This is a genomic window from Dyadobacter jiangsuensis, from assembly GCF_003014695.1.
GTDB classification, from domain to species: domain Bacteria; phylum Bacteroidota; class Bacteroidia; order Cytophagales; family Spirosomataceae; genus Dyadobacter; species Dyadobacter jiangsuensis.
On the sequence record NZ_PYAS01000004.1, the window covers coordinates 475,776 to 492,431 of the forward strand.

15 protein-coding genes are annotated in these 16,656 nt (G+C 51.2%); 5 read left to right on the forward strand and 10 right to left on the reverse strand.

Features of this window, described 5'->3' with window-relative positions; genetic code table 11:
* Positions 1 to 163: 163 nt before the first annotated feature.
* Positions 164 to 898 carry a 5'/3'-nucleotidase SurE gene (gene surE / locus CLV60_RS10430; RefSeq protein WP_106595312.1) on the reverse strand — a complete coding sequence of 245 codons (735 nt, stop codon included), beginning with the start codon at positions 896 to 898 and terminating at the stop codon, positions 164 to 166.
* Between the two features lie 85 nt (positions 899 to 983).
* Between surE and CLV60_RS10435 the strand changes: the two genes are divergently transcribed.
* The 3 genes from CLV60_RS10435 (at position 984) to CLV60_RS10445 (ending at position 3,328) form a co-directional block, all read left to right on the forward strand.
* Positions 984 to 1,895: a diacylglycerol/lipid kinase family protein gene (locus CLV60_RS10435; protein WP_106595313.1), complete on the forward strand. Its 912-nt coding sequence runs from the start codon at positions 984 to 986 to the stop codon at positions 1,893 to 1,895.
* Between the two features lie 102 nt (positions 1,896 to 1,997).
* Positions 1,998 to 3,002 (forward strand): NAD(P)/FAD-dependent oxidoreductase, encoded by a 1,005-nt coding sequence (locus tag CLV60_RS10440; RefSeq protein WP_106595314.1) that lies wholly within the window; start codon positions 1,998 to 2,000, stop codon positions 3,000 to 3,002.
* 2 nt (positions 3,003 to 3,004) lie between these two features.
* Positions 3,005 to 3,328 carry a 2Fe-2S iron-sulfur cluster-binding protein gene (locus CLV60_RS10445; RefSeq protein ID WP_106595315.1) on the forward strand — a complete coding sequence of 108 codons (324 nt, stop codon included), beginning with the start codon at positions 3,005 to 3,007 and terminating at the stop codon, positions 3,326 to 3,328.
* A 73-nt stretch (positions 3,329 to 3,401) separates the two neighbouring features.
* On the opposite strand, the gene CLV60_RS10450 is transcribed toward CLV60_RS10445, so the two are convergent.
* Complete coding sequence (locus tag CLV60_RS10450) at positions 3,402 to 4,094, reverse strand: SGNH/GDSL hydrolase family protein (protein WP_106595316.1); 693 nt, start codon at positions 4,092 to 4,094, stop codon at positions 3,402 to 3,404.
* A 55-nt stretch (positions 4,095 to 4,149) separates the two neighbouring features.
* The gene (locus CLV60_RS10455; protein ID WP_106595317.1) at positions 4,150 to 4,971 is read right to left on the reverse strand and encodes a maleylpyruvate isomerase N-terminal domain-containing protein; all 822 of its coding nucleotides are present in this window, start codon (positions 4,969 to 4,971) and stop codon (positions 4,150 to 4,152) included.
* A gap of 106 nt (positions 4,972 to 5,077) precedes the next feature.
* Here CLV60_RS10455 and CLV60_RS10460 point away from each other — a divergent pair, with 106 nt between their 5' ends.
* Positions 5,078 to 5,800 (forward strand): proteasome-type protease, encoded by a 723-nt coding sequence (locus CLV60_RS10460; protein WP_106595318.1) that lies wholly within the window; start codon positions 5,078 to 5,080, stop codon positions 5,798 to 5,800.
* 94 nt (positions 5,801 to 5,894) lie between these two features.
* On the opposite strand, the gene CLV60_RS10465 is transcribed toward CLV60_RS10460, so the two are convergent.
* From CLV60_RS10465 to pdxA, 7 genes are all read right to left on the reverse strand, one after another.
* Positions 5,895 to 7,277, reverse strand: coding sequence for a M20/M25/M40 family metallo-hydrolase (locus CLV60_RS10465; RefSeq protein WP_106595319.1), 1,383 nt, complete (start codon positions 7,275 to 7,277; stop codon positions 5,895 to 5,897).
* 36 nt (positions 7,278 to 7,313) lie between these two features.
* Positions 7,314 to 9,635: an efflux RND transporter permease subunit gene (locus CLV60_RS10470; protein WP_106595320.1), complete on the reverse strand. Its 2,322-nt coding sequence runs from the start codon at positions 9,633 to 9,635 to the stop codon at positions 7,314 to 7,316.
* A gap of 71 nt (positions 9,636 to 9,706) precedes the next feature.
* Complete coding sequence (locus CLV60_RS10475; protein ID WP_106595321.1) at positions 9,707 to 10,891, reverse strand: class I SAM-dependent methyltransferase; 1,185 nt, start codon at positions 10,889 to 10,891, stop codon at positions 9,707 to 9,709.
* 71 nt (positions 10,892 to 10,962) lie between these two features.
* Complete coding sequence (locus tag CLV60_RS10480; protein ID WP_106595322.1) at positions 10,963 to 12,765, reverse strand: tetratricopeptide repeat-containing sensor histidine kinase; 1,803 nt, start codon at positions 12,763 to 12,765, stop codon at positions 10,963 to 10,965.
* Positions 12,766 to 12,835: 70 nt separating this feature from the next.
* Positions 12,836 to 13,459 (reverse strand): DNA-3-methyladenine glycosylase, encoded by a 624-nt coding sequence (locus tag CLV60_RS10485; protein WP_106595323.1) that lies wholly within the window; start codon positions 13,457 to 13,459, stop codon positions 12,836 to 12,838.
* Positions 13,459 to 14,346: a YicC/YloC family endoribonuclease gene (locus CLV60_RS10490; RefSeq protein ID WP_106595324.1), complete on the reverse strand. Its 888-nt coding sequence runs from the start codon at positions 14,344 to 14,346 to the stop codon at positions 13,459 to 13,461. Before CLV60_RS10490 ends, CLV60_RS10485 begins: the two co-directional genes overlap by 1 nt.
* A gap of 126 nt (positions 14,347 to 14,472) precedes the next feature.
* Entirely contained in the window at positions 14,473 to 15,579 is a 1,107-nt protein-coding gene (gene pdxA, locus CLV60_RS10495; RefSeq protein WP_106595325.1) for a 4-hydroxythreonine-4-phosphate dehydrogenase PdxA, read from the reverse strand.
* Positions 15,580 to 15,587: 8 nt separating this feature from the next.
* On the opposite strand from pdxA, the gene CLV60_RS10500 reads away from it, so the two are divergent.
* Positions 15,588 to 16,601 (forward strand): 2-hydroxyacid dehydrogenase, encoded by a 1,014-nt coding sequence (locus CLV60_RS10500; protein ID WP_106595326.1) that lies wholly within the window; start codon positions 15,588 to 15,590, stop codon positions 16,599 to 16,601.
* Positions 16,602 to 16,656 lie beyond the last annotated feature (55 nt).

Consider the following 16,656-nt stretch of genomic DNA (forward strand, 5'->3'; position numbering starts at 1 on the left):
ACTACATTTTTCCCATTCTACCCCTTAATGGATTTGCAAAAGACTTGAACAAAAAAGATCCCGCACCTGGTAGGGCCGCGGGATCGGGGTTATAGAAGGAACGTTTCGTAAATAATTCACTAACCACATTTTCTTTTTAAAGCATTGGTGTGGCAGGATTTACTTATGTAATGGGGTAGGCTAGCTGCGCCTTCATAAGCTCCGCTTCGTTGGTCAAGTCGAGGCGGAGGGGAGTAATGGAGACGAATTGATTTTCAATGGCCCAGCGGTCGGTACCTTCCTCGGCGGGTTCCAGCGGGACTACGGTAAACCAGTAATGCTTGCGGCCCATCGGGTCGAGTCCGGGGACGATGTTGTTGTCGTACAGCCGCACCGACTGCCGCGTCCAGCGCACCCCCTTGGGATCGTGCGGGAAATTGACATTTACCAGGTTCAGGTGGGGGTTTTTGAAAAGCAGGTCCAATGCCTTTTCCACAAACGGGTCAAGCTTTTCGAAATCGGGTTCCACATCGGTAGGCGTGCTCAGGGCAATACCTTTGATCCCGAACAGCACGGCCTGCTTGGCTGCGGCGAGCGTGCCCGAATGCCACATCGCATTCCCCAGGTTGGGCCCCAGGTTGATACCCGACAGCACCACGTCGGGCTTGTCCCACAGGTGTTGCCCGAGTGCCACGCAATCGGCAGGTGTGCCGTTCACGCGGTACGCGTCGATACCCTCGAATTCGATCGGGGACTTTTTATAGGAAAGCGGCCGCGATGCCGTAATGGCGTGTCCCATAGAGGATTGTTCAACATCCGGGGCCACTATTTTGACCTCCCCGAACCGCGAGGCGATTTTGGCAAGCGCCGCAATGCCCGGGCTGTATATTCCATCGTCGTTCGTTACCAGGATTTTCATAACGTATAGCGTTTTCAGGAGGTTATTAATAAAATTATGCCTGGTATGTTTTTTATAAAACCGGGATTATGCTATACATCCTGATATGAAAAAAACGACCCTTTTACACAACCCGACAGCCGGGGATAATGACTTTTCCAAAAAAGAGCTGGTCAGACTGATCAAGAAAGAAGGTTTCGAATGCGCCTATTCGTCTGTGAAGGAGGAAGGCTGGGATACTTTCGAAAATGACACCGATTTCCTGATCGTGGCCGGTGGCGACGGTACGGTGAGGCGCGCCGCCAAAGCGCTGATGAAACGTAAGCGGCTGGACAAGCAATACCCGCTGGCCTTGCTGCCGCACGGGACCGCCAACAACATCGCCACCGCTTTGCAGATTGAGGGACATCTCAAGGAAATTATCCCTCATTGGCACCATTACCACCTCAAACCGTTCGATATCGGCCGTGTGCATGGGATAGGGGAGGATCTGTTCTTCCTGGAAGCATTTGGTTACGGTATTTTCCCGCGCCTGATGAAAGTAATGAGCAAAATAGAGGGCGATATTGGCGACACCGCGGAGGAAAAGCTGAAAGCGGCGCGTGCCGTGCTGCTCGAAATCGTGCAAAGTTACGAAGCGCGGCCCTGCACCATCGTGGCCGACGGCGTGGAGCATTCGGGTAATTACATCATGGTAGAAATCATGAATATCCGCTCCATCGGCCCTAACCTCGTGCTCGCAGGCGAGGCCGATCCCGGCGACGGGATGCTCGATGTCGTGATGGTTTCGGAAGAAAGCCGGAGCAAGTTCGAGTCGTTTTTGCTCAGCCGCATTAATGATGAAGACAAGGAATTCAGTTTTTCGACCATTCGCGCCAGAAAAGTGAAGATTTTCTGGGACGGGAAAGACGGGCACATCGACGATGAACGGTTGAAGATCGAGGCGCCGGTAGAAGTGGAGATCGAAATACAGCCTGATATGCTGCAATTTGTGGTTACCGAGGGTTTGAACCCATAACTTTTGGTTATAGCGGATAACCAATTGTGATTGGCGAACGATGTGAATGACCGCTACTTTTGGAATATCAAATTTTTCCAAAGTTCTCATTCACATTGAATTATGATTCACACAGACATTTGCATTATCGGAGCGGGGCCAGTAGGGCTCTTCGCGGTTTTCGAGGCCGGACTGCTCAAAATGCGTTGCCATCTCATTGACGCGCTGCCCGTAGTAGGCGGCCAGCTTGCTGAAATTTATCCCCAAAAACCCATTTACGATATTCCCGGCGCGCCGGCCATCATTGCCGAAGACCTTGTGAATAACCTCATGAAGCAGATTGAGGAGTTCAAACCGGGGTTCACATTGGGCGAAAGGGTGGAAGCGCTCGAAAAGCAGGACGACGGCAGCTATATTGTCCGCACCAACGAGGGAACCGACGTGCATTGCCAGGTGGTGGTGATAGCGGCGGGACTCGGCAGTTTTGAACCTCGGAAACCGGCCGTTGAGCAACTGGAATATTTCGAAGGCAAAGGCGTGCATTATATGGTGAAAAAGCCGGAGCAGTTCCGGGGACGGAACGTGGTGCTGGCCGGTGGTGGCGACTCCGCGCTCGACTGGACGATCTTCCTCGCCGATATCGCTTCCCGCGTTACGCTCGTGCACCGGGGTGATACCTTCCGCGGTGCGCCGGATTCTGCCGAAAAAGTGTACGATCTGGCCGGAAAAGGCAAAATCGACCTCATACTACAAGCGCAGGTGAACAAGCTGGGAGGTAATGGTGTGCTTAAAGAGGTTTCTGTTTTAGGGAATGATAAATCAGTCACCACTATTCCTACCGATGATTTCATCCCGCTTTTCGGCCTTAGTCCCAAACTTGGCCCGATCGCCGACTGGAACCTGGGTGTCGAGAAATCGGCGGTGATCGTTGATACCTTCGACTACTCCACGAATGTCGAGCGAATTTATGCGATCGGCGATATCAATACGTATCCGGGCAAGCTGAAACTCATTTTGTGCGGTTTTCACGAAGCGGCGATCATGATGCAGAGCGCATTCAAGTACGTTTACCCCGATCAGAAATTAAGTTTCAAATACACCACAGTGAACGGTGTTAATCCATTTTAGCCATGATCAATATATTCATAGAGAACGACTTGGGCGAGCGTCAGGCGCTGGAAGTACCCACTGATATGGGTTTCAACCTGATGGAGATCCTCAAAGCATACGAATACGACATCCAGGCAACCTGCGGCGGAATGGCCCTGTGTGCGACCTGCCACATCGAAGTGCTGGAAGGCAAGGAAAAGCTGCCAGCGTCTAACGACCAGGAGCTGGACACACTCGATACACTGCCCAATGCCGACAGTAACAGCAGGCTTTCATGCCAGCTCCGTCCGTCTGACGAAATGAATGGGCTCGTGTTTCGCCTCAAAGCATTGCAGGAAGCTTGAAATAAGGTTATTAGAATTTTGGAATAATAGTACATAAACCTCCGCTGAATGGCCAGCGGAGGTTTTTAGTTTTTCAGAAAAGCTGTTTGACGCGTGAAAGGGCTTCGTTTACCCACAGCCGGTACATTTTGCCGGAGAAATGCAGCTGGTCGCTGGCGATCATGGTGGGGTCGTTCAGCGCCGTCCGTGATATGCCGGTAATGTCGATGAAAACGACTTTTAATTTATCACACTCATCTTTTGCAATGGCATTGAAGCTGTCTATTTCCGCAGCGATATGGTCGCGGTTGCCTTCACCCATGGCCGTTACGCCCCAATCCGGGATGGACAACACGAACACATTCCCTGCATCGTCGCCCGCATACGCGATCGATTTCTGCAAAAGCTGGCGAAATTCGATCCGGTATTCCTCCTTATTTCTGCCCTGGTACTGGTTATTTACCCCGATCAGCAGCGACACGAGGTCGAATGTCCCCGTGGGAGGGCTTTGCTCCAATGCGTCGAGCAGATTGCGCGTTGTCCAGCCGGTCCTTGCGATGATTTGGGGCGTAGCGACCGGTTTCCCCGCTTTTTTGAGCTCGTCCGCCAATATCACGGGCCAGCGCTCGTCCGGTTCGACGCTCTGTCCGATGGTATAGGAGTCGCCCAGGGCGAGGTAAGTCGCCTTGCCGCTTTCATCAGGGCGCTCGGGCGTGGGCGGTGCGGGACTATCCGTACCGGCACAAGCCAGCGTACACAGCATGATCAAAATTGGATACAGTTTCATGCCTTATATACTGTTTTGACAACCCTTTTGGATTGACTGCCGCAGATTTTCCAAACTAGGCCATTACCGCAATCAGGTTTAATGTAATGCCTGCAAGTTCTTTATCGCCAGTCAAATGTGCTTTTGCGAGCGCCTCGTCTGGTTTAATGGCTTTGGTAAAAAGTTTCCAGGCTGTGTCGGCATCGAGGGTAAGCGATGCTTCCGGGGCTTTTTCGCAAGTTTCATCGATCACCCAGCCATTTACTGTTTTAACCAAAAACCATTCAAAAGCCTGATCCAGTACAATGCCGATGCGTACGGCCGTGCCCTCGGGCGCCTGCGTGTGTCTGTACGTATGCGGAAGCCCGCGCAGAAAGGTTTCGATGAGCGGACGAAAGAGCCGGGGCGTCATAATGCCGGGTTTACCGACGGCGTCGCGGATCTGTTGCTGGTGGTGCCATTTCTCGGTGTATTCGCGGGCAATGCGGAACCAGTTTTTGGAAACTGTTTCGCCGGCCCAGGACACCGAAAAGATCGCATCGGCTTCCAGATCCTGCCGGGTCATGATTTCGGAATATTGCTTACCAGTGCTTTCCAAAAAATCGGTGAGCAGGGCAGGACTCATTCGTTTCGAGGCCTGTACCCATTCCGCATTCAAATGGTTCAGGTATGCTACCAGGTCGTCATAGCTGTTGATTTCCCGGTCAGGTGCGGTGAAGTGGGCGTCGCGATACATCGATATCACACGGATATTTCCGTCGAGCAAGTGCGCGGCGACGTCGCGGACCTTCCACAGACGGGCGACGGTCGGCTTTTCCCATTCTTCGGGAGTCAGGGATCTGAGCAATGCGATGAGGTGCTCGTCGAGTTCGGCAAACAGGTGAACGGTGTGGATCATGGCGGTGATATGGACTTGTTTGGCCTTAAATATCGATGAAAAAGGGATTTGTTGTGATGTTCAGGATGTGATTTGGTATTTTTGGGCTGGTTCAAAGTGCAGAAAAATGACTTATTGTTTAGGAATAAAAGTGAAAGAGGGCCTCGTTGCCCTGGCCGATACGCGGATCACCGCAGGCACCAACACCACCACCAAAAAGAAGATGTATGTCACCCAGCAGGACAACTATTCGATGTTCATTATGACCAGCGGATTGCGATCCGTACGCGACAAAGCGGTACATTATTTCGAGGAGCTGCTCAGCGAAGGCGTGGTGTACAACAAGCTTTACAAGGCTGTCAATGCATTCGGTGAGCAAATTAAACGGGTAGCGGAGGAGGATAGGGCGAGCCTGGAAAGGTCGGGCCTGAAATTTAATCTCAATACCATTGTGGGTGGCCAGCTGAAAGACGATAAGGATCACAAACTGTTTCTCCTTTATTCGGAAGGCAACTGGGTGGAGCTCGACGAAGGCTCGCCGTATGTGATCATCGGCAACTCCGGGCAGGGAAAAGCTATCTTGAATCGCGTGCTCAATGAAAACTCGACGATGAAACAGGCACTGAAAGCCGGGTTCCTCTCATTCGACTCTACACGCGTGAGCAACAACGACGTCGACTTCCCGATCGACGTGGTGTTGTACAAAAAAGACAGCTTCGCCATCGCCGAACATCGTTACGAGCAAAAGGATATGGAAGAAGTATCGAGAATCTGGGCCGAAAAGCTCAAACAAGCGCTGGACGACATCCCCGAAGATTGGATGGAAAAGACTTTTGAAAAAATGACATAACAAAGGGGACGAAAGTCCCCTTTGCCGTTAACAAGGGCCAGCGGCCCGACACACTTCGCATCCAGGGACTTCAGTCCCTGGGACAAGGGATGGCCTAAAGGCCATATTTGTCGATAAGGTATAGCATCGAAGCCATTGCCGCGGCACCCAGTTCCAGCTCCCGCTTGCTGACAGTCTCGAACTTGTCATTCGCCGCATGGTGGTAGTCGAAATACCGCTGCGTGTCAGGCATCAGACCCAGTAGTACCGTCCCCTGCTGCGCCAGCGGACCGATATCCGCACCGCCGCCGCCGGGTCCCAGCTCATGAACGCCATAAGCCGCAAACAGCTTCGCCCATTCCTGGATTTTAGCTTTTTGTCCAGGCGTACCTACAATCCCGAAGCCGCGTGGCGAAAAACCTCCGTGATCAGATTCAATCGCTGCGATATGGGGCTCTTTTCGGGACTTCGCGGAATCGGCATAGGTAACGCCGCCCTTCATGCCATTCTCCTCATTCATGAACATAACCGCACGCAACGTATTGTTGGGCTGGTAACCCAATGCTTTCAGTATCCGCACCGCCTCGATGGACTGTACACAGCCGGAACCGTCGTCGTGCGCACCCTGGGCGAAATCCCACGAATCGAGGTGGCCGCCTACGGCAATGTACTTGTCGGGGCTGGTTTTACCCTTCAATTCGCCGACCACATTATGCGAGGGAGCATCCGGAAGCGTTTCACAATGTTGCTCGAAATAGAATTCTGTTTCTGGATTTCCTTTTAATGTTTTGGACAACAATTCAGCGCCGTTTGTGCTGATCGCCGCAGCGGGAATCATGGGTGCGCCGCTCGCGTAGCGCATGCTGCCTGTGTGTGGGAAATCGTCGAGGCGGGTCGTCATGGAGCGGGTAATGGAGCCTATCGCGCCCAGTTTGGCCGCTTCGCTCGCGCCCGCGGCACGTTGCTCCACCGCACCCGCGTACGCTTCAAATGTGTTGATTTTGGTAGGATCCATCGGACGGTTGAAGAACACAATTTTGCCCTTCACCTTCTCAGCACCCAAGTCGCGAAGCTCCTGGAAGCTCTTCACCTCGATTACCTTGCCTTTAACACCGCCTTTGGGCGTGGCGATCGAACCGCCCAATGCCGCTATGGGGACGTCCGTTTTTTGTTTGCCGACAATGATCTGCGCTTTCTCCTTCGCTCCGCGTACCCAATGCGGAACCATTACATTTTGCAGGAATACGTGATCAAAACGCTCGCCTTCCATGACGGATTTGGTATAAACAACAGCCTTCGCAGCACCTTCCGAGCCGCTTAATCTCGGTCCGACCTGTTGGGTGAGGTGCCGGAGCCATTCGTAGGACTTCCCCTCTCCGAGCGCTGCGTTATAAATTTTACGGATGAAGATAGAGTCGGCCTGGAAATCGGTTTGGGCCGAAACGGGAAGCGCTATCCCCGTAATGGAAAGGGATAGCGCCGTAAAGAATTTTTTCATGTGGTGACAGGAGTTAGTATGACAACGGCTAATATACTAGCTCGGTTTCACATTTTTCCCCTGACGTTTGGCAATTGAAAGCAATAATGCGGGCAAAAGGATCAGATTGGTGCACATTGCTACCAGCAAAGTGATGGATACCATGACGCCCATCGCAGCCGTTCCACCAAAACTGGACGCAGCAAAAATCGAAAACCCGCAGAAAAGGATCACCGCCGTGTAGATCATACTCAGACCAGTTCCGAAAATAGAAGCGGTTACCGCTTTCGATGGCGTCAGGCCTTTTTTATAGAGCTCCTCGCGGTAGCGTGTCAGGAAGTAAACCGTTCCGTCGGACGCAATACCGAATGTGATGCTGAAAATAAGGATCGTCGTCGGTTTGAAATAAATATCGAAATACCCCATGATGCCGGCTGTCAATGCGAGCGGGATCAGGCAGGGGAGTTTAGAAAGCAGGATAATCGGGATGGAGCGGAAAAGCGCCATACCCACGATTGCGATGAGCACAATCGCGATGAGGAGGCTTTCGTACAGATTGCTGAGCAGGTAGTCGTTGCTTTTCAGGAACACCAGGCTGTGGCCGGTGAGTCCCACCTTGTATTTCTCGGGGCTGAAAATCGAATCGACCTTCGGGCGGATCCGGCCCATGAGCTCCTTAATGCGCTCGGAGCCGACATCGGCCATTTGGAAACTGACGCGAGTAACGCTTTTGTCCTCGTTCAAAAACGAAGTCAGCTGCTTGGCCGCACCTTGCTGGCTTTGCAGATATGGAGCCATTTTATTTAGTTCCAGCACGCCCGGTAATGCGTAATACTTGGCATCACCGCCGCGGTAACCCTGATAAAGGAATTTGGATGCTTCTACGATGGAAACGGGTTTTGAGAACTCGGGGAATTTGGCCATTTCATTCTGCAAAGCCTTGATTTTATACAAGGTCCTGGCCTGGTCCGCGAAAACGCCGTTTGGCTGTTGGGTGTTGATCATCACCTCAAAAGGCAGTACGCCATTGAAGTTTTTCTCAAAAAAGCGGAGGTCGGTGTACACGACATCCTTCTTGGGCAAATCATCTACCACATAACCGATCGTCTTGATCTTGGTCATACCGAATGCCGAAACGACGATAAGCACGACCATGGCAATGTAAATTTCTTTCCGGCGATTGTGCACCAGATTGTTGACCATCCTGAGGAACCCGAATGCCCATTTGCCTTCGAGGTGTTTCAAATGGCGGGGCTTAGGCGTGCTCATGTAATGCAAAGTAATGGGCAGAAGAACCAGGCAAAGCACATAGGTAACCATCACACTGATGGCAGCCACCACACCAAATTCTACCAGCAGAATACTATTGGTGAAATAAAACACCCCAAAACCAATAGCCGTCGTCATGTTCGCCAGAAACGTCGACAACCCTATTTGGCGGATCATTTCACGCAATGCCTCGTCTTTGTTATTATGCGAGACGAGCTCCGCCTGGTATTTATTGATCAGGAACACGCAGTTGGGTACGCCGATGACAATCAGCAAGGGCGGAATTAGGCCTGTGAGCGCAGTGATTTTGTAGTTAAATAAATGCAATATCCCTACCGAGAACACCACACCGATGAGCACCACTATAATGGACAGCAAAGTAAGCCGGAATGAGCGGAAGAACGCCCAGAGAATGAGCAGCGTCACGAATACCGCCAAGCCCATGAAAAGCTCCATTTCACCGGAGATCTTCTTCATATTCACCGTCCGGATGTAAGGCATCCCGGAATAATGCAGATCGGTATTGTATTTGGTCGCGAACGTTTCCGACATTTTCTCGATATCGTCGACGATCGTCAGGCGGCGTTTCGAATTGAGTTCTTTGTCGTTGAAGGTGATGACGATGAGTGTCGCGTTGGTTTTGCTGTTGAGGACCAGCCCTTCGTAAATGGGCAGATTGGCAATCTCTTTTTTAATGCTGTCGGCCTCCGCCTGGGTGTTGGGAATATCGCGGATAACCGGGGAGAAATCGAAACGGGTGAGACTGTCGTTGCGGGCAATTTTATAGACATTGGCCAGCGAAAGCACGTTCTTGATACCCTCTGTCTCCTTAATTTGCTGGGAGAGCTTGCACCAGTCGCGGAATTTGTTGATCTCGAAAAGCTGCGGGTCCTGCCAGCCGATCACCATCACACTGCCGTCTTCACCGAAAAGCTTGCGGAAGTCCTGGTATTCTTTCTCTACGGGGTCGTTGGAGGGCAGGATGCGTGCGAAATTGTAGGAGAGTTCAATTTTGCTGGCTTCATAGGCCATGAAGACCGTCGATACTAACACTAATGCAACCCACAAAAGCCGGTAGCGGATAATGTAAGTTGCTATTTTATTCCACATAATCAATTATTCAGTTCACAAAAAGTTGCAAATATAGCTATTACGAAGGGAAAAGGGGCATTTTCGAGGCTTCAAATGCCCGCCAATCTTTCAAGGTGATGGTATTCAATGCCAAAGAACCGCTTGGCCTCCCGGATCTTTTCCAGTGATGCGGCCTGCGATTTTTCGCTTCTATTACCCTTTGTTCCCACTATCAGTACGTTTTTGGGCGTGTGGGCATCGGAAATAAATTCGAACACCTTCGTTTTGTAGCCAAAATATTCCAGCACCAGCGCGCGGATACCATCGGTTACCATTTCCGCCTGTCTTTCAAGGAAAATACCATGCCGCGTCAGGAAAGAGACGTCGTTCTCGGTCTTATGCTTCTCGATTTGCCTCCGGATTTGCTTGTGGCAGCAGGGCGCAACCACGATCAGGTCGGACCCGGCCTGGATGCCCTTGAATATCGCATCGTCGGTGGCGGTGTCGCAGGCATGGAGCGCGATGAGGATATTCGTGCCGGCCGCATCGAATTGATCGATCGTGCCTTCCCGGAATGAGAGCCCGTCGAATCCGGCGTTTTGAGCGATTTGGTTGCATAATGTCACCAAATCTTCCCGAAACTCGATGCCCGTAACCTCCGGAGTGAGTTTCAGTACATTTTTGAGGTAATCGTAGAGCGCAAACGTGAGGTAACCCTTGCCCGAGCCCATATCGGCTACCTTAATAGCATTTCCGGGATTAATCTCCCTGATCAGACTGCTCAGAATGTCGATATAATGGTTGATCTGCCGGAATTTATCCTGCGCATTGTGGAATACGTTACCCTGCTGGTCGGTGATTTTCAGATCGAACAGATACCCTTTGCCGTTCGACGAAATGAGCCGGTTTTTGTTCTTATCGTGGCTCATAGAGGGCGTATCCCTGTTGGCGACGGCTTTTTTCTTCAAAGTTGTCTTACCGCTGGGGTGCATTTCAAAAAGCAGATCCGAATCGGTCATTTGCAGCGTCGCAACGCGGAAATCACTTCCGAGCCATTGCGTTAGCATTCCGACCACCTCCTCGTAGGTGTGATTTTTGGTGATATCGCGCGTTTTGTGGCGATAGGTAAGGCTGAGCCGCGGCTCTTTCTTGATGAGGACTTTTTTGATGTAGATGTTTTTCAGGCTTTCATCGGCGCCGTGGTAGTTGCCGAGCGAGAGTTTGACGAACGAGTCGTTGTGAAGACTGTTTTCGCTCTCGGTAATAAATTCCTGAGCCTTTTCGGTAACATTCATGAGGGTGCTTCAATCTTTTCTATAAGAGGTAACGACCAAAAGAGCCGTTACAGTCTCATTGCGCGGGAAAATCACTTGATGATCACTTTCGGGATCTCGATTTCGACACGGATGCCGTTTTGGTTCTCGCTGTGGATCTGTATTTTACCATGCAGACTTTCCACACGGCTTTTGATATTTCTCAAACCAACTCCCTGCCGGCTGGGTTCGATCATCCCGGTACCGTTGTCGCTCACCACAAGGACGATCGTTTTGAGGTTTTCGGTCAGGTCAACCGATGCCTCGGTGGCGCCGGAGTGTTTGATAATGTTGTTGGTCAATTCCAATACGATGCTGTACAGCTCAAACTCGATCTTGTTGTTGAGCCGGTTGTTCATTCCCTTCTGGTTGAAGGCGAATGCGATATTCTTGTTTTCGTTCAGTTTGCTGATCAGCCGGTGCAAGGCCATAATCAGCCCGTGCTCTTCGAGCTCGGCCGGCATCAGGTTGTGTGAAAGGCTCCTTACTTCTTTATAAGCGGCCCCCACCATCTGGTGTACGCTTTCGTAGATCTTTTGTTCTTCTTCGGAAAGTACTTTTTTATCAATTCCATACAAATACCAGTTCAGCGACGCCAATGTACCGCCCAGGTGGTCGTGCAGTTCGGCAGCGACGCGCTTTCGTTCGATCGTCTGCCCTTCAATCAGCGCGGCCTGGATTTCGGCGTTTTTCCTGCGGAGCTTTTTGTTATTGAACCAGAGGAAGACGGCAAAAAGGATAACGAGGCAAGAGAAGCCGATCAGGAACCGCTGTACCGTACGCTGCTCGCTGATGATTTTCTGCTGGATTTCGGAGTCCATCAGCTTGTTGTCGTACATCAGCTGGTACATCGTGTATTGGCGTTTGATCGTTTCGTCATGGATCATGCGCCGTGTGTAGTTGACCGCCTGGCTGTAATTCAACGCTACATCGTACAAGCCTTTTGCTTTGTAGGAGCGGGATAGCGTCACAAGCGCCCAGTTGGTTTGCTGGGTCGAATGGTAGATTTTGGAGTAGGTCAATGCCCTGAGTCCTGCCTCGATTGACTCGTCGAATTTTTTCTGGTAGTAGTAGGTATTGCTCAGGTCGTTCAGGCAATTCACTTCGCCGTACCGGTTCTGGATTTTCCTGAATAGCGCAATGCTTTGCAAAAAGTACTTTTCGGCCACGGCATAGTTGCCGGTACGCACGTGCATGTAGCCGATACTTTGCAGGACAGTCGCGCGGCCCCAGTCGGAGTTCATCTTGTCGAACATCTTGTACGACTGGTCGTACAGTTTTACCGCAACATCATACATGCTTTTCTCGCGGTAGCAGTTGCCCAGGTTTTCGATGCTCAACGCCAGCGAGCTGTCGGCTTTCAGTTGGGTGAAAATCTGTACGGCATGCTCGTAGTTGATCCGGGAGGAGTCCCATTGACGGTATTCGGAGTAGCTTTCGCCCAGGAAACGTTTGCCATGGGCGGTGAACATGGGCATGTTCAATTGCTTCGAGAGGGTGATCGTTTCATTGGAAAGCTCGCGCAGAACGTCATAGCTTCCATCGAGCAAGTAATAGGTACTCAGCAGGTTATAAGCAAGTAGTTTTCCCTTTGCCCATTGATGTTTTTGCGATAGCCTCAGTACGTGTTTGGAATAGAACATGGACTTTTCCGCGTCCTGAAACAAGTACTCGGAGGCAAGCCTGTGATATTTATGGATCAGGACGGTGTCTTCGGCAAAGCCTTCCTGCGGTTTGGATTCCACGATCTCTGTACTTCTTTTTCCGCCGTTGTCCTGGCCGGTGGAGGTACATTGGCTGAAAGAGAGAACACATCCTAACGAGAAGAGGAGAATTAGTTTGTAGAATTCATTCATATAATACTGATCTCTTGGGAGTTAGGTGCGTAGTGGGTTGTCGAAGGCTGGTTTAATAAGGCGCGTACGGTTAGCCTTTACTTACAAAAATATTGTCTTTTATGTAATATCTGTAAGGAAGCTCCCGGCCGACATTAATGCCGACACGCGGGCCGCTTGTAATCGCCTGAGGAGCAGCGACTGGTGAGCGGAGGTACAATGTATCGCCGGACAGCAAGGTGGCATTGTGCTTGTCACGCTCAATGCCCATGGCTTGTACCAGTTTGCCGGGACCGCGGCAAAGTTCTTTGAGCGTAACCTTACCGGTCGGGGACATACCGGGCGCTTTCCCGGGCCGGACCAGCCTGCGCATTTCCATGAGCTCGATACCGGCCGTTGGCTGCAATGCACGGATCAGCACCGCTTCCCCGGTGCCTTCGGCATTGCTGACGATGTTGAAGCATTGGTACATGCCGTAAATCAGGTACACATACACCGTGCCGGCGATGCCATACATGGGCTCCGTTCGGGTTGTACGCCGGTTGAACGCATGGCACGCGGGATCGTCCTGCAAATAGGCCTCTGTTTCGACGATCATGCCGCTTGTAAGGCCATCCGGACTTTCATGCACCAGCTCGCAGCCCAGCAATTTTTGCGCGAGCGTGCGGGTATCGTAATCGGAGAAGAAGGAAAGAGGAAGCTTCTCTCCGGGCATCAGATAATGTTCATCGTTTGCTCCTTGATCTTTTCGAGCTCGTCTTTCATTTGTACCACAAGGTGCTGGATCGTAGCGTCGTTCGCTTTCGAGCCGATGGTATTGATCTCCCGGCCGATTTCCTGTGCGATGAAGTTGAGCTTTTTACCATTGCTTTCCGAAGCTTTCATCGTTTCGGTGAAATAGGTAAGGTGGTTTGCCAAACGGATTTTCTCTTCCGAAATATCGAATTTTTCGACATAATAGATCAATTCCTGCTCGAAACGGTTCGGGTCGAAATTGTCGTCGGTTAACAGGTCCCTTACCTGCTTTTCGAGACGTTCGCGAACGGCCGGAATGCGGGTTTTGTCCTGTTCAGCCACCTGGTCGAGGAGGTTTTGGATGGTAGCAATGTATTCGGCGAACTTGTCGGCGGTCATACGGCCTTCCTGTTCACGGAAAACGGAGCATTTGCGGAGCGCTTCCATCACGGCCACCTTGATCTGCGCCCAGTCATTTTCCCTGCTCGATTCGTCCACCGTTTCGTTGTTGTAGGCATTCGGCATTTGCAATGCGATGCGGAGCAGCTCGGTGGTATCGGGGGCGAAGCCCAGCGAGCCCGCGGTTTCCGACAGGTCCTGATAATAGGCACTCACAAGCGGCCGGTTTACGGACGTGGAAGCGACGGCTTTTCCAACGGGCTGTACTGTCAATGTAAATTCAACCTTACCGCGTTCCAGCGATTGGGTAATGAGGTTACGGATTTCAATCTCCCTTTCGGAGTAGTTGCGCGGTACGCGGCAGTAAATATCCAGGAATTTGGAGTTCAATGTTTTGATTTCCACCGTGACATTGATCGATTCGGATTCGATGTTGGATACACCGTATCCGGTCATTGATTTTAACATAATGATGTGCGTTGGTTCCTGTTACGGAACGGGTTAAATGTTTTTTGACCGCCGACGGCCGACGGCTGACCGCCGATTTGTTGTTTTTGACCACAGATAACAAGATCAGCGGTCGGCGGTCAACAATTAGTTAAATCTCTGCTTCCCTCCCGATTTCGCCGGGTGCTGGCTTTCGGATGGTTGCGGCTTCGAGATCAGTGCATTCTTTTCCATATCGGCATTGAAAATGCGGAACCTCGATACGTCGCAGGCCAGGTACAGCGCTTGCAATAAGGAGCCGGGTTCTGCGAGGTTTTTGCCTGCAATATTATAAGCTGTGCCGTGGTCGGGCGAGGTGCGTACAGCCGAAAGCCCGGCCGTGAAGTTCACACCTTCGTTGAATGCCAGCGTTTTGAATGGGATCAGGCCCTGGTCGTGATACATCGCGAGCACGGCGTCGTACTGGCGGTAAGTACTTGCTGCGAAGAAGCCGTCGGCAGGGAAGGGGCCTACTACCAGGTTCCCTTTTTCCTTGAACTGCTTGATTACCGGCTGAATGATCTCGATCTCTTCCGAACCAAGCAAGCCATTCTCGCCCGCGTGCGGGTTGAGGCCCAGCACAGCCAGTTTAGGTTTTTTAATACCAAAATCGCCTTTCAACGACTGCAAAATCTGCTCGATCTTGGCTGTGAGTTTTTCCGCAGTGATGTGCTCGCGGACGTTTTGCAATGGCATGTGGCCCGTGAGCACGCCTACGCGCAGGTCGCCTGCGACCATGAACATCAGTGCATCGTCCTTGCCGAATGCTTCGGCGAGGTATTCGGTATGGCCGGGGAATTTGAAATCGTCGTTCTGGATATTGTCCTTATTGATCGGGCCGGTAACGAGAGCTTGTATTTTCCCTTCTTTGAGATCTTCGACGGCACGCTTTAATGAAGCAAATGAACCCTGGCCGGCTTCCGCGGTGATTTTTCCGGGCTGTATCTCGGTCTGATGGTCGTGCCAGCAGGTGATGACGTTCGTGAGTTTATGGTTAGCCTGCTCGGGTTTCTGGATGCCGTGCAGGTTCCAGTCTTTCATTTCAAGCAGGTTGCGGTACTGGTTCAATACTCTCAGGGAGCCGTAAATGATTGGTGTGCACAATTTCGATAACTGGTTCCCCTCTAATGCTTTAAGGATTACTTCCGGGCCAATGCCGTTATAATCGCCGATTGTGATCCCGATTACCGGTTTATCACTGTGTTGTTCGCTCATGTAGGTAAATGCTGTTGTATGTGTTCTGCTGCGTAATTCTGTATTACTTTTGCCGGACGGTTCAACCGGCAAGTTACAAAAAATCCTGTGCTACTATGAAAATCCTGATCGCAGACTCCATGCATAACTCATTATTCGAGATGCTGGACGAGCAAAAGTGGGAATACGATTACCATCCTGAATACAAAAGAGAAGACATAAAGAACGCATTGCCCGGCTATGACGGACTCATGATCCGCAGCAAGACCTACCTCGACCGCGAAATGCTCGAAAATGCAAAGCAATTGCGTTTCATCGCACGCGCAGGTGCCGGCCTCGACCTGATCGACCTGGATGTGGCGAAAGAGCTGAATATCGAGGTATTTCATGCCGGAACAGGCAATCGCGACGCGGTTGCGGAACAAGCGCTGGGCATGCTGCTTGCACTTTTTAACAACATCCTGCGCGCCGACCGGCAGGTACGGAGCGGCATTTGGGATCGTGAAGGCAATAGGGGAGTGGAGCTGATGGGCAAGACAGTCGGTTTGATCGGCTACGGAAATAATGGCTCTGCTACTGCGAAGAGACTGAGCGGTTTCGGCTGCAAAGTGCTTGCGTATGACAAGTACCGTGACAACTACGGCGATGCATTTGCGACGGAATCGTCCATCGAGGAAATCCAGCGTGAGGCAGACATTCTCAGCCTGCATATTCCATTGACAGACATTACCCGTTACCTGGTGAATGACGAATTCATTAGTAGCTTCGCCAAGCCATTTTATTTAATGAACTTATCCAGAGGTGAAGTTGTGAAATTAAAGGCGGTTACCGAAGCTTTGGAAAGCGGAAAAATCAAAGGTGCCTGCCTGGATGTGCTTGAAAATGAAAAGATAGGCAAACTGACTGCGGAACAGCAGGAGGTTTTTGATTATTTGTGTGACTCCGACCGCGTGGTACTGACGCCGCATATCGGTGGATGGACGCATGAGAGTTATGTCCGGATCAATAAAGTATTGGTTGAACAAATCCGGAACTGGCTATAAACAAATATGCCGACCAATGGTCGGCACGTTTGCATCTATTAGCCATGAAAAATAA